Raw genomic sequence first — 13,598 nt, forward strand, 5'->3', positions numbered from 1 at the left:
GGGGCTTACCAAAAGTAGTAAACAAAGAAAACAATATTTTAGATACAGACAATGTATTTAATAAATATAAAGAAGGAATAAAAATATGAATCCAAAAACAATTTTTGGCGATATTGCTAATCAAGCAACACAAAGAGACCAAGAAACATTTGAACAATGATATTTACAAACTTATCAACAAAAATTTAGTTGAGAAGCATTATTTGCGTGAAAAGAAGCAAATAAACTTGGTTTAACATATAAAAGAAAGAAAAATATTAAATATAATGAAGGTTTGGGAGCAAACGGTCAAGTATTTAATACTGATGATAACCTACTAAAATATTCAACAGTAGAATTTGAAGATGGAGTTGTTGAATTAGATACAATTTTAACTTTTGCTCGTAAATTAGACCCTGTAGAAAATGATTTTAATCCTAATCTTTGAGCTGCCGATATTGAGCAAGCAATGGATACTGAGGTTGCTTATAAACGCAATAAAATTTTAGAAATTATTAATAAAGGAACATTTACAACTATTCAAGGCAAAAAAGTAGATAATACAAATGCTTTACAAATTCATGATGAAATTATGGATAAAATATATGAAAACGGCTTTACTCTATCAGAAACAATTGTTTTAGGTTCGGCTGATTTTATTCGTGAAATTCGCAATAAATTACAGTTACAACTTGGAACAAACGATCAAATAAATAGTGTAATCACAATAAGTGGAGCAATGAAACTGTTGAAGGAACAACATACTATATGGTTCCTAAAAAATTACCAATTATTAATAAAGATGGTTCAGAAGGAACAATTGAATTATTACCAGATGGTGTTAATGCAATTGCCTTTAAGTTTAGCAAAAAATATGACCCTCTTATTTTACGCAAAAAAGATCATACTCCGTTAAGAGTTGGTGCTGCTGCGTTAGGTACTGGAATGGGTAATACTTTGATTATGGAAAGAGTTTTATATTTAGGTGGAGCAGTGGTTGAACCAAAAGGAATTATTAAACATATTGTTTCAAAAATTGATATTAGTATAAAATTAATAAATTAGATAAACCAACTATTCATGTTGCAGACCCAGCAACAGCAACAGCCGAACACTTAAAACCACAATTTAAAGATGTTGTTTTAAAAGCAGTAAAAGCAGTAAATAGTTCTTTAACTGAAAGTGATTTTGATTACTTTATTGAAAGTGCTGGTGTTGATTGACCAATAAATATTACAAATGATACCAAGGTTTTTGTCCAAATTGAAGGTAAAAACAACGCTACTGGTCAAACAAATCCGATTGATGTTAAAATTAAAAATTCTTAATAGTACTAAAAAATAGTACTTTTTCGTTTGATAAATGATATGCTAATTGGAACATCTAAAACAGCCCTTATTTATGCTGTTAAAAAAATCCAACTAGATTGTCAATCCAACAACAAGAAAAAAGTTTTGGTTTACAGTTATTATAATTTTTAGGAATTCAAGTTTTAGCTCTTGGTTTATCAGTTTTAACTGGTGGTATTGCTTCGGCTGTTGATCTTGGTGTGGGATTATCTAATTTTGCCGCAGCATTTATCTCGTTTGGAGTAGAAACAGCAACCGATTTTGTCGTAAATCAAATATATGATAAATTAACATCAGAAGTAACAGCAAAAAGTACCGCTTTAAATTTGTTACCAGCAAATGGTGGAATTGGTAAATTAACGCGTGCTGTTCGCACAACTAGAATTTTAAAATTAGCAAAAGAAACTAAACTACTTGAAAAATTAGGTGTAATAACTGCTAATAATTTAGAAGATGTTGTAAGGCAAGTTACAGATAAAAAGATTTTATCTGATAAATTAATATTTGATTTTACAAAGCAGGCTAATAATGAAACTTTATTATATACAATTGGAAAATTAGCCCGAAATGATTTTTATAAAGGTTTTAAAGTTTCTAATTTAGAAACAATTAATAATTTATTAAAAATTGAGAAAAATATTCAAAAAATAAGTCCTAAATTAGTTTAAAAAATACCACGCGTGAATGAAAAAAATGCTAATAAATGATTGTCTGAATATGGATTAAATATTGATAAAATAAGTAAAATTAATACTAATGAGTGATATAACATTATGACTAATCTTCATAAAAAAGGTGTTGGTAAAAATCTACTATTAAATGCTAATTTAATGAGGGGTAGTAAAATATTTAATAATAAATTATTAAATATTTTTCATCAAACACCAATTAAATTAAATAAAATTTTAAATCATTTAAACCCAAATTTTTATATTCAAAAAGTAACTAAAAAATTATTAGCCCCAATTGAAAAACAAATAATTACTATTAAACAAAAAGTAATTAGTAAAATTACTGATAAAACTAAAAAAATATTATCTAAATTTGAAACTAAGGCTATTAAAAAAGGTCAATTATTACCTTTTGCTTATGGTTCTGATGTTTTTTTAGCAGTTAAAATTGTTCCTTTATCAGTTGCGGGTGAAGTTGCTTTAACAATATATTATAAAAATCCTAAATATGTCCCTATTGTCGTTATGACAACTTTAATCAAAGCAGAACAGTTTGTTTTGGCTCCTGAACCGTTTAAATTCTATATGAACAGTGAGTGGTTTATTGGTTGAGGATTTAAAAAAACAAGTTTGTTTAATTTAGTTTCTTTTGCCCCACTTGCTTATCAGCAAGTAGTAAAAGATAGTTTTAAAATATATCGGACAATTGCTAAAATATTAAAAATGCAAGAACAATTTAAAAATAACTTTAATAAAGATAAATTGTTAAATACGCTAGAAGATAGTGCAATTACTAGTTTATTGGGTAATGGACTAGTATTTCAAGCATATAAACAACTCAGAACAAAACAAGATTTAAACAAAAAAATTAAAACAAAAACATTACTAAATAGTAAAAAATTTATATTAAAGAAAATATATTCTAAAAAAAGTAAATGATAAGGAGATGATTAAATGTTAAATGAATTATGACAAAATGTTACTTTGGAAAATTATAATAATTTTATTCCAATGACAGGTAAAATTACAAAAGTTCCAGTTCGTTATAATAAGTTCTTTAAAGGTGATGTAGAATTATGATTTAAAACATTTGCTTTAAGAGCCCAAAATATGATTAATTCTTACTTAAACTATCCATTTTCAAAGCTAAAATTTGAAACATTTAAAGACCCATTATTAAAGAAAATTTGTATTAATATGGTGTTTATTACGATTGAACATTGAACATTTAACCGTATTCCAATTGATTTTTTTACTTCGGCAAATATGAGGTTGGTGATATTAATTATTCTTCACAAAATGACCCTATGGCAACATGACAAGGTCTATTGCCTACCTATGCAAAATCATTGGCTAATTTAACAACTTTAAAGAAAATGTTTCGTACTTTTCAAGAAGAAGGTATTGATTTAACAATGATTGATTTAGAAGCATATTATACTCAATTAGAAGTTGATGCTTTATTAGATAAACTTGTTATAGAAAAAATTAAAGATGAAAAACTTGCAAAAATAAAAGAAGAAATTTTAGATGAATTAAAAAAATCAATTGTTATACCAAAAGTTCCAAATTGAGAAATTGTTGATACTAGTGATTTTATAGTTGGTCAAACTGGATATAATATTCCTAATTTTGATAAAGAAAATTATATTTATAGAATTTGAGCCTCAGAAAAAAATAGCAAAGGAGATTTAAAAAGTCAAGGGATGTTACAAACAAGGCATAGTTTTAAACAAACAATAGGTGTTATATATGATCAAATAGGTGTTAATAGTGCATGTTTAGCATTATCTATTAATCCTGATGAATTGATTAATATTGGAGTTAATGGTCCAGTAACATTTAAACCTTTGGGATTTGTGTTTATTGAAAGAAAAAAGGTAAATTAGAAAGGAGATGTTATTATGCTAAAAGTAAATATTAAAGATGTAATTATGTTTTTGAAAATCTTTGGAGTTTCATCATTGTTTTTTATCGCAGGAATTATTATTTGTTTTATAGGAGAAAAAACATTGGGTATTTCTTGACCAGCATATGTTATTGTTTCAGCAATGCTTATCGGAGCTGGAATTATAGTTTTGATTATTGAAACAATTAGATTTATCAAAACACATAACAAAAAACAAAAAGAAGATAGTATTGAAGATGTTATTAAAAAAGAAGAAACAAAATAAAGAGGTGTTATAAATGGGATTGTTGCCAGCAAAAAAGAAATTAAAAAAGAGTTATGATATTGATAGTTATTATCTTAATTTAGCATCAACGATTACTAATCGTAAAAATGTTACTATTCAAAAACATAATGAAATTTTAGAAAAAAGAATTTGTGAAGATAATGCTAATTTTTTAAATCCACGTGATTTAGAAATTAGCATTTATAATCCAATTAATAAAAAGTATTTAGACACTAAATTAATTAATAAATTTTTAAAAATGCAAGACTTTACTAATAAGAATTGATATAACGAATATAAAATTAATAAAAATGGTAGGGGTGCATATTTTATTTTTGCTAATAATTCAAAACTTAATTTTATTATTATTGATTTTTACAATGACCAGTATGATGAATTAGGTAATTTAGTATCTTGCACTTTTGATTATAACCCTTATATTAAAAATGACCAGAGTATTTTTATTACTGAAAAATTAGAGATTGATTATGTAACTAAACAAGTAAAAGTTATTAGAAAGTTAAAAACACGATTATATAGTACTATTACCGACTTATATATTGATGATGCTAAATGAAATAACTATACAACTTTACAAAGAGAAGAAATATTACCACTTAATTTTATTCCAATTCAAATTATTCCTAATAACCCTAATTTTGAGCCTTCTGCTCGTTATGGTAAACAATTTGCTAGTATTTTAGATATTATTGCTGAAAAGATTATGTTAGATCCATTATTAAATAGTGGTAAATTTACTATTAATACTAATGGAGTTAATGGTGTGGTTGACCAAGAAATTAGTAAAATGCTGGCATCATTTATTGAAAATGACTTGTTATTAGTTGAAGGAGACCCTGATAGTAATTTTCAACCAGTAGACTATATTGCTGGTAATTTTAAAGGTGAGCAATTAACTAAAATATATGATTGATTATTAACAAATTACTATAAAATAAATCGACATCATGTTCCCGCCATTGCTAAGGGAGTCCAACAAACACAAGTTGAAGTTGCTGACGTAAATATTCAAACAAACGCATCATACGAACAAATGATATATATTAGAGAAATTAAATTAACTGAATTTATTATTAAGTTAATTAAATATGATAATGATATTTTAAACAGTAGAACATTCAATATTAAAAATATTGACGAGTTAATTGTTGATGTTTGCTTACCAGTAAATGCTATTTTAAACAGACAATTAAAAAACAACGAAACTATTATCAATATACCTAATGAAGAAGAAGAAGAACAAGAATAATGTTAAAACCATCTGAAAAAATGTTAGCACAATTAACAGAAAATGATGAACCAATTGACTATTCAATTGATAGTATTCCGTTAGATTTTGCTAATCAATCGCAGTACAGCGACCCTAATTTAGAACAATTATTTAGTGAAGACCGTGCCAGAACCTTATATATTTATAAAATTAATAATCTTGTTAAGACAAAGCAAAAACCAATCTTAAACTACTCTCAAAATAGCGTTAAAATTGGTTTTATTGATAAAGATGAATATATTAAGATTATTGGTTATAAAATTAGTGACTTTAACTTTAAATTACAAGTTCAACAAAATACCACAATTCAAGACAATAGAACAAGTTATGTAATGATTGATGAAAAAGATATTTTAATTAATAATATTTCAAAACAAGACAAAGAATTTTTAGAAACATTAGACTTAAAAATAGTATCTATTAATGAACCAATTAGTGAAGACAATAAAAATGAATGTTACATCATTGAAGAATATAAACGTCCTTATTCACCAGGCGGGGTTGATATTATTAAATCTACTCATTTAGTTAAGGTGACTGATTTTAAATGAAAAAATCAAAATAGTATTCATTTAGTATTACAAAAATCATTACCAGAAGATACAGTATTTACTGGTATTGAGATTAAGTATCCTAAATCAATGTTATTTGGAAATATTAAATGTTGAGGAAATGTGAATGGTGTTTATTCTTATCCATCATCAAATATTGAAAATGCTAGTTTAGTACCTTTGTTATTAATGCCAATTGAAACAAACCCTAATTTAAGATTATTTCAATATTGATTTACCGAAAGTTTTTTACCGTGAAGCATTGCAAAAAATTATATTCAAGGTAAAGATATTTTAGATTTAGTAAATAAGAATGATTTAGATAAAGTTTTATTAAATTTTTTAACATATCGTTATAATTATGATAGAAAATTTCAAGGGGCAAAATACGATGAAAAAGGCAATCCTACAAATAAAGCGGATGAATTACGCCAAAAATTCGAAGGACAAAAACCAGAAGATGTTATTGATGGACTATTTGAAAACTGAAAATTAGATAATTATAAATCTTTAAATGATAATGCTGTCAAAAGATTTAAACAAATTATCTATATGTTATCAAATTATACATATAGTAAATACGAAATTAATAAAGGTTATAATGATGATATTAAATTATTTACACCCTATTATTTTGAATTATTATCAATACCTAATAAAATTGAAGAAAATTATTGAGAATTTAAAAATTCTATAGTTCAATTAAATTCATCATATTTTAATTTTATTAGTGGTCCTATTCCTATAAATTATTGAAAACAAATTTATCCAAGTGATAAACCGTTTAGTATAGCAGATGATAATTATTATTTTGTAGTTTGGCGTGGTGATGAAAATACTAATTGAAGAATTATTAAATTTAAAAATATTAATTTTTCAGAAAGAAGAAAAGTTTTAGATACACAAGAAGATTATGAATTAGCATTAACACGATTAGGAGATAATTTATTTCGTGTTAAAATAAGAGCTGTAAGACCTATAACATCTTGGTCACAAGATGATGGAACTTATTTTAAATCAGTTTATCGTTGAAAAATTGATAAAAATATTCCTGGGTTAGAAGTAAATGATAAAACTGGTGAAATAAAAGTTGAAGGAGAATAGAAAAATATAAAAAGTCATTTATTAAAATGACTTTTTATATTTCTAATCTAATTAATGATAATTTTTCATTATTTTTACTAAATAATTCTAAATTATTAATATTAATTTTTTCTTTTTCTGTAAAAATTGTAATATCATAGTTACCATAACCCCATATCCCTGATATTTCAATTTGATTTAAATTAAATGGTTTTTGATGACTATAAAAAGTTATTTTAATTATATCTTCAACCAAATTTTCAGTCATATTTATTCAATTTGCTTTTGAATAAAGTAATTTATATCATTGAGAAAAATAACTTAAATAATCTTCTATTTTGTCATTAGAAATAATTAAATTAGTTAAATATTTACCATATTATCCATCTGATAATTTAATTTCAGCAGGAATAAGTGAGGTGATATTGTTTGTTTCTAATTCATTTGTTATTGATAATCAGTTAAAATAATTTGTTTCTAATTGATAAATATGGTTTTCTGAAATATCGGTGTTTTTAACAGTTACTTTAATTTCATCATTTTTGTTGTTATTATTTTGCTGTTTTAAATTTCAATCTGTAATTTGCCCTGTTTGTGGATCAATAATTGGTGTATTTGGTTGACCTTGTATTTCTCAATGATAAACTGATTTAAAATAAGTTCCATCATCTTGTGACCAAGATGTTATAGGTCTTATAGCTCTTATTTTAACACGAAATAAATTATCTCCTAATCGTGTTAATGCTAATTCATAATCTTCTTGTGTATCTAAAACTTTTCTTCTTTCTGAAAAATTAATATTTTTAAATTTAATAATTCTTCAATTAGTATTTTCATCACCACGCCAAACTACAAAATAATATTTATTATCAATTTGATTAAATGGTGTTTCTTGTGGCGCTATTCATTCTAAGTTATTTTTAATTTCTTGATTAGTAGTATCTATTTTATGTTTTTCTTTTTCTTTTTTTTAAATCATCTTCGCTATATTGTGTTTTATTACAAGCAACTAAATTTGTTGTACTTGTTCCAATTAAAGTGATTGTTCCCAAAAGACTTAATATCTTTTTCATTATAATAATTCCTTTCGTTAAAATTTTCTTACAATTACAATTATATATATACAAGGACTATTTAAGAGTTTGAAAGGAAATTATTTAATTTATATGGAAAGGGTCAATCTAGGCTCGCGGTGATTTTCATAATTTTATGAAAATCAACCGCTCGCCCAATTCATGCAAATGATTTTTATAGTCTTAATGATATAATTAAAGCATTTAAAGAAAGGAAGTATATTTAATTTTATGTATAAAAAAGGAAATAAAGTTAATGTTAAAATAACAAACATTATACCTTATGGTGCTTTTTGTAGAGCAGAAAAGGCTGATGGTTTAATTCATATTAGTGATATTTCAGATTACTTTGTTAGAGATATTAGAGATTTTTTTGATGTTGGTGATGAAATTGAAGTTGAGATACTAGATTTTAATTCAGTTAGAAAACATCTTAAATTAAGTTATAAAAATTGTCATCCTGAACTATTGAAAAATGATGATGGTAATAAAATACAAGAAAAATCACCTAGTTTAGAAAAATCATTAAATACTAATTATTTAATAAATAAAAAGTAAATAAAATTTATAAATTTTAGAAGGTTTTTAAAACCTTTTTATATTCCCATTTTAAAACGATATGGATAAGAACCATAAAACAAAGCATCATATGGGTCATGGTACATTTTACTATTGGGTGTGTTTGTTTTGGTATCACTAAATCTTAGTTCACTAATGCACTTATCTAAAAATGGGAAGTTATCTAATATGCCATATATTTTACCTTGAACAAACATTTTTCTTATTCAGGTTACGCGATTGATTATACCTGCTTCTTTATTAAGAGATGTCTGATTTTTTTGGCTTTAAACATCTTAATTTTATAGCCTAAATAAGGGTAAATATCTTCTTGTAATTTTTGCATAAAGTCGTGTGCATTAATATCATAATGAAATGTAGCATATTCAAAACCATCAAATTTATAAAATGTATTAATTATTCATTGCCCGTAATGTTCAACTATTTCATTTAAATTCATTGCGTTTTTTGGTGTAACAACATTTTCTTCAATTAAATATTTATCATATTCATTATTTTCATTAATTTTATAACCACTAAATAAAAACACCGTGTGGTCTTCACTACCATTAGCATAATCCACACCAATTGAATAACTATCAAATTGATACTGTTTTGTATTGGAATTATAAAAATCTTGTAAATTATACTCTTTAATATATTTACGATAATTTTGTAAAACATAAATACTGGGGTCATTATCGTTATATTCAAATCCGTAGTATTCAAGTTCAAATAAATCAGGTCGCTCTTGTTTGTTTGTTAAAACAAGTTTTTTAGTAATATCAGGTATTTTATTTCAAACAGCACACATTTTTAATCGTAAATTAAAAATACCCAAACCATTAAATGCTTGTTTGTTTTTTGAATATACTTGATTGTATTATTTTAAAATATTTTTAATTCTTTCATTTAAGGGTAAATATGGGGTTACAAATTTTTCATAAAAGACATGTTTAGATCAAAAGGATTAAAAGTAAATTGATTAGAATATGTTTTATGAAAATATGTTATTACTGTTATGTATTGTTTTGCTATGTTGTTTCATTCTTGAAATGTCCAAGATAATTCTTTTACTGGAATAGGATTATCTAAATTATATTGTTCATTATCATTTTCATCAGTATATTTTTCATAAGATACTTTTAAACTTTTTGATCTAAACATGGAAATTCGCAAATTATTATAACGTTTATCTAATTCTTTATCAGTTAAAATTTCTTTTTCTTCAGCATGTATCATTTCATCTGTTAACGCTGATATAATACCACTACCTTTACCAACTTTTCCCATAATTTTATTACCATTAGCATAACCCGCAAAAGCAATTCTCACACCCTAGGAAAAACAATTTCGCCACCTTCTTTAACATTTTTAGGTCAAACAATGCCATTTTCATTGTAAGGTCCTATATCAATCCCATATTTATCGTATAAATAATTACATACATTAATTGTATCGCCAAATGTAGTATCTTCATGGGTATTGGCATATCTTCGTAAAATGTTAGATGAAGCATCAGTAAAATTACAATCAAAAAATAATTTTTCTGCTATGTGATTTCATGTCTTATTAGTACCACGCCCCGTTGAAATAAACTTAAAAAAAGTTGGTGAAGTAAAATATCGGGCATAACTATCACCAACAAAGTCTTTAAATACTTCTCAATCAAAACCAAAATTATAGTCACTAAAATTCAAATCATATTTTTTATTTAAATATTTATAACTAGTAATCCGTTTTTTGTTATTAATTTTGGTAAAATCCTGTATTTTTAAATAGCCTCTTTTTTTGATAAGATTATGTGAAATATTGAGTATCATATTTTAAAATAATTTGTTTATATGAAAGGAAATTATAAAATGGAATTAAAACAAAATTTATTAGAAGATTATAAAAAAGATAAAATAATAGAAACAAACAATGAAACTAAAAATTTCTTGATTGAAAGAGATAATGAGATATTTAAATTATATCAACAAGGACAAATATTACAAGGATATAAGGTGATATCAAAATTGCCAAAAACAATTAAAATAGAATGTGGAGATATTCCTATTAAAAGAAGATTATATGTTAAATATGATGAAGAAAAAAAAGAAAATATAAATCGTTATCCTTTAGATGAAGAATTAGGTTTAAAAAAAATACGAAAGAATTGAAATAAATTTAAAAAATAAATATATGTCTTTTATAGGTGATGGAAAAAGATATAAAGATATTTTACATACAACAGAAAATGCAAATATTAGTGAAAGAACAATATCTAATATTTTTAAAAATGCCGATTTAGAAGAAACCGATTACATTAGTAATAAAAATAACAATAAAATTAAAATTCCAAATAATGTTTTATATATTCAAATTGACGGAACTTTTGAACCAATACGAGAAAATAAAAAAAATTGAAAATAAAATATTTCTTGCGACTATGCATGTTGGTGTTGATCAAGAAAAGTCAACAAAAACCAGAATAAAAATAAAAAAGAAAAAAGGAGGATAGAAAATAATGAATAAAAATCATAAGAATAAAAATAATAAATCTAATATTGATAATTTTATTGATAAAATTTTTAAATCAATGGATACTTATGATATTAATCAAAATACTAAAATATTAATATTAAGTGATGGTGAAAAACAAATTAAAAAAATTTATAGAGCAGTAAAAGCAAAATATAAAAATAACACTGTATCATATAGTTTAGATAAATTTCATTTATCAAATAGATTTAAACAATTATTCTCAAATCGAAATATAATCAAAATTCATAGAATAAAATATAAATTAGCAAAAATATATTTCTTTACTGGAAATTATAAATTATTATTAGATTTTTTAATATGTCATTTACCATATGTTAATGGTAATAAAAAAATATTTTTATTAGAAACCATTGAATTAATTAAAAGTAATGAAGAAGGTATTGTAAATCAATCATTAGAATATAATATTGGTTGTCATGTTGAGGGTGATGTATCGCATTATATTAAGGCTATTAAAGGGCGTGGCGCAAAAATATATTGTAAAGAAACATTTATCAATATGTTAATTGCTTCTATGTTAAGACTTAATAATCAAATTAATGATGAGAAAGTTGATAAAACTAATAAAAATAAAGAAAAGATTGAATTTAATATATTTAATTTAAATCAATCTCAAAATCAATTTTTATCTTTATAAAAAATAAAAAACCTTTTAAAATTAGCAATAACTTTAAAAAGTATTTTTTAGTATGTCAAAATTCATAATTTTATAAATTATTTTTTCAACTAAAAATTATATTTTTAAAAAAAGTTGAATTTTTTATAAATTTTGTTATTATTTAGTCATAAGCGAAACTTAATTTGTTTCTAATTACTTAATTTTATTAAAAACTTAAGAATAATGAATACTACCTTATCCAGAGCAAGTATCATCATTTACAGATTTAGTGACAACGGTAGAAAAAACGGAAGATAGTTTAAGTTTAACACGAGAAAAAATTAAAAACTATCATTTTTTAGAGCAGTTATTGACTAGTTTTCAAGCAGAGTTTGTTAATTTGAATCAAGATTTACGAGATCGCTATTCAAATTATTATGTTGATACAATGCCATTGTTGTTAGATGATAATAATATTTCGTTTAGGTTATATCATATTAATTTTGATAAGATAACAAGGTTAATAAAAAGTACTCCACAAGCAATATTAGGAATCACGCTTAAGGTTACGATTCCCTATAAAGTAAGATTTAAAGAATTATATAACGATGATATAATTAATAATGTAGTAGTTATTTCTAATAATTTAGATGTTTTAAGTAATATTTAAGAAAGCCTTTTAGATTATTTTCTTATTTTTATTGATGAATTGTTTAAAAAACAAGAGTATAAACTTATTGTTACACATTATTTTCATTTTTTTAATATATTCCTAGAATATATTAAAAAAAAGACTAATAGAAAACGACATTATGTTGGAAATGCTGGCTTCCGATATTAGACTCAAATATAGATATAGGTTAGGTCATTCGCTAATCACTTTGTTACAAGAAAAAGATTTTGTTTTAACATAAGCAGGAGAGGGGTATAACCCTGATAAATTGACACCAGAAAACTTTTTAGAGTTTTATAAACAGAAATATAATTACATAAAAGATGGAAATTATGTTATGGGTTCTCTAGACGGATTTTACTGAAACAGTACCATCCTGATTGAAAATTTATCACTTAAAAAACCAAAAAATTATAACTCAATTATGTTAAAAACACCAATTGTTGTATCCATATCAAAAGATATCTTCGAACCAGAATTGGAAGGATTAGCAAAATTAACGATGGATTTTTGAAAATATTATAAATTGGAAACTTATAAGGACAAACTTGTTTTTAATATGAAACAAAGTGAGTGAAATGGTTTGATAGAAAAGACTAGTAATTTAGGTGACACATTAGAAACAAGGAACTTGTCTTTTATTTTTAATCCTATTTTTAAATTTTTTGAGAACACATTAAATTCAAAATCTGGTTATAAATTCACGTCATATGTAAATAAATTCACGACGAATACATGGAAAATTAATCTAATCAAAAAAGAATCATCTTTTGTTATAGAATTATTTTGACCAAAAGTCTTATTATTAGAGAGTTCACGAAACGGTGGTATAAATTTTGCTTCAGGGTTATTATCTTATTCTTTCTTTTTTCAACCTAACGTTAAGAACATTCCTGATGATGGTAAATATTCATTTTTACAAATAATAGAGTTTAAGGTTAGTTAATTTTTTATTAATAAATAAAAATTTTAAAATTGAAAAATGCTTTCATTATAAAAAACTGAAAGCATTTTTCAATTAGAATTATTAAGCAATTAAAACATGGATAAT

General features: G+C 24.2%; 21 protein-coding genes. 15 read left to right on the plus strand and 6 right to left on the minus strand.

The window, feature by feature from the left end:
- Positions 1-85 precede the first annotated feature (85 nt).
- From ABNT63_RS06560 to ABNT63_RS06595, 8 genes are all read left to right on the plus strand, one after another.
- Positions 86-895, plus strand: coding sequence for a hypothetical protein (locus ABNT63_RS06560; RefSeq protein WP_348735002.1), 810 nt, complete (start codon positions 86-88; stop codon positions 893-895).
- 633 nt (positions 896-1,528) lie between these two features.
- A complete protein-coding gene (locus ABNT63_RS06565) occupies positions 1,529-1,996 on the plus strand; it encodes a hypothetical protein (RefSeq protein WP_348735003.1) in 468 nt (155 codons plus the stop codon).
- 12 nt (positions 1,997-2,008) lie between these two features.
- Positions 2,009-2,941: a hypothetical protein gene (locus ABNT63_RS06570; protein WP_348735004.1), complete on the plus strand. Its 933-nt coding sequence runs from the start codon at positions 2,009-2,011 to the stop codon at positions 2,939-2,941.
- A gap of 12 nt (positions 2,942-2,953) precedes the next feature.
- Complete coding sequence (locus ABNT63_RS06575) at positions 2,954-3,361, plus strand: hypothetical protein (protein WP_348735005.1); 408 nt, start codon at positions 2,954-2,956, stop codon at positions 3,359-3,361.
- The gene (locus tag ABNT63_RS06580) at positions 3,307-3,888 is read left to right on the plus strand and encodes a hypothetical protein (RefSeq protein WP_348735006.1); all 582 of its coding nucleotides are present in this window, start codon (positions 3,307-3,309) and stop codon (positions 3,886-3,888) included. The genes ABNT63_RS06575 and ABNT63_RS06580 overlap by 55 nt, the downstream gene beginning before the upstream one ends.
- A 15-nt stretch (positions 3,889-3,903) precedes the next feature.
- The gene (locus tag ABNT63_RS06585; RefSeq protein WP_348735007.1) at positions 3,904-4,173 is read left to right on the plus strand and encodes a hypothetical protein; all 270 of its coding nucleotides are present in this window, start codon (positions 3,904-3,906) and stop codon (positions 4,171-4,173) included.
- A gap of 13 nt (positions 4,174-4,186) precedes the next feature.
- Positions 4,187-5,443, plus strand: coding sequence for a hypothetical protein (locus tag ABNT63_RS06590; RefSeq protein WP_348735008.1), 1,257 nt, complete (start codon positions 4,187-4,189; stop codon positions 5,441-5,443).
- Entirely contained in the window at positions 5,443-7,119 is a 1,677-nt protein-coding gene (locus ABNT63_RS06595) for a hypothetical protein (RefSeq protein WP_348735009.1), read from the plus strand. The genes ABNT63_RS06590 and ABNT63_RS06595 overlap by 1 nt, the downstream gene beginning before the upstream one ends.
- 34 nt (positions 7,120-7,153) lie before the next feature.
- Here the strand turns inward: ABNT63_RS06595 and ABNT63_RS06600 are convergent, their stop codons facing one another.
- Complete coding sequence (locus ABNT63_RS06600) at positions 7,154-7,366, minus strand: hypothetical protein (protein WP_348735010.1); 213 nt, start codon at positions 7,364-7,366, stop codon at positions 7,154-7,156.
- A gap of 70 nt (positions 7,367-7,436) precedes the next feature.
- On the opposite strand from ABNT63_RS06600, the gene ABNT63_RS06605 reads away from it, so the two are divergent.
- Positions 7,437-7,568 (plus strand): hypothetical protein, encoded by a 132-nt coding sequence (locus ABNT63_RS06605; protein WP_348735011.1) that lies wholly within the window; start codon positions 7,437-7,439, stop codon positions 7,566-7,568.
- A gap of 477 nt (positions 7,569-8,045) precedes the next feature.
- Here the strand turns inward: ABNT63_RS06605 and ABNT63_RS06610 are convergent, their stop codons facing one another.
- A complete protein-coding gene (locus ABNT63_RS06610) occupies positions 8,046-8,171 on the minus strand; it encodes a lipoprotein (protein ID WP_348735012.1) in 126 nt (41 codons plus the stop codon).
- Positions 8,172-8,402: 231 nt separating this feature from the next.
- On the opposite strand from ABNT63_RS06610, the gene ABNT63_RS06615 reads away from it, so the two are divergent.
- Positions 8,403-8,729, plus strand: coding sequence for a S1 RNA-binding domain-containing protein (locus ABNT63_RS06615; RefSeq protein ID WP_348735013.1), 327 nt, complete (start codon positions 8,403-8,405; stop codon positions 8,727-8,729).
- A 38-nt stretch (positions 8,730-8,767) separates the two neighbouring features.
- Here ABNT63_RS06615 and ABNT63_RS06620 read toward each other — a convergent pair whose 3' ends face one another.
- From ABNT63_RS06620 to ABNT63_RS06635, 4 genes are all read right to left on the minus strand, one after another.
- Positions 8,768-8,947, minus strand: coding sequence for a hypothetical protein (locus tag ABNT63_RS06620; protein ID WP_348735014.1), 180 nt, complete (start codon positions 8,945-8,947; stop codon positions 8,768-8,770).
- A 26-nt stretch (positions 8,948-8,973) separates the two neighbouring features.
- On the minus strand, positions 8,974-9,570 hold the full coding sequence (locus ABNT63_RS06625) for a hypothetical protein (protein ID WP_348735015.1): 597 nt from the start codon (positions 9,568-9,570) through the stop codon (positions 8,974-8,976).
- Between the two features lie 89 nt (positions 9,571-9,659).
- Complete coding sequence (locus ABNT63_RS06630) at positions 9,660-10,022, minus strand: hypothetical protein (RefSeq protein WP_348735016.1); 363 nt, start codon at positions 10,020-10,022, stop codon at positions 9,660-9,662.
- On the minus strand, positions 9,980-10,552 hold the full coding sequence (locus tag ABNT63_RS06635) for a hypothetical protein (protein WP_348735017.1): 573 nt from the start codon (positions 10,550-10,552) through the stop codon (positions 9,980-9,982). The genes ABNT63_RS06630 and ABNT63_RS06635 overlap by 43 nt, the downstream gene beginning before the upstream one ends.
- A gap of 39 nt (positions 10,553-10,591) precedes the next feature.
- Between ABNT63_RS06635 and ABNT63_RS06640 the strand changes: the two genes are divergently transcribed.
- The 5 genes from ABNT63_RS06640 to ABNT63_RS06660 all read left to right on the plus strand — a co-directional run bounded on the left by ABNT63_RS06640 (position 10,592) and on the right by ABNT63_RS06660 (position 13,493).
- On the plus strand, positions 10,592-10,909 hold the full coding sequence (locus tag ABNT63_RS06640; RefSeq protein WP_348735018.1) for a hypothetical protein: 318 nt from the start codon (positions 10,592-10,594) through the stop codon (positions 10,907-10,909).
- Between the two features lie 4 nt (positions 10,910-10,913).
- Entirely contained in the window at positions 10,914-11,144 is a 231-nt protein-coding gene (locus ABNT63_RS06645) for a hypothetical protein (RefSeq protein WP_348735019.1), read from the plus strand.
- Positions 11,145-11,238: 94 nt separating this feature from the next.
- Positions 11,239-11,913: a hypothetical protein gene (locus ABNT63_RS06650; RefSeq protein WP_348735020.1), complete on the plus strand. Its 675-nt coding sequence runs from the start codon at positions 11,239-11,241 to the stop codon at positions 11,911-11,913.
- A gap of 250 nt (positions 11,914-12,163) precedes the next feature.
- Entirely contained in the window at positions 12,164-12,544 is a 381-nt protein-coding gene (locus ABNT63_RS06655; protein ID WP_348735021.1) for a hypothetical protein, read from the plus strand.
- A gap of 271 nt (positions 12,545-12,815) precedes the next feature.
- The gene (locus ABNT63_RS06660) at positions 12,816-13,493 is read left to right on the plus strand and encodes a hypothetical protein (protein ID WP_348735022.1); all 678 of its coding nucleotides are present in this window, start codon (positions 12,816-12,818) and stop codon (positions 13,491-13,493) included.
- Positions 13,494-13,598 lie beyond the last annotated feature (105 nt).

Origin of the sequence: Spiroplasma endosymbiont of Ammophila pubescens, assembly GCF_964020965.1 — a bacterium.
Lineage (GTDB): Bacteria > Bacillota_I > Bacilli_A > Mycoplasmatales > Mycoplasmataceae > Spiroplasma.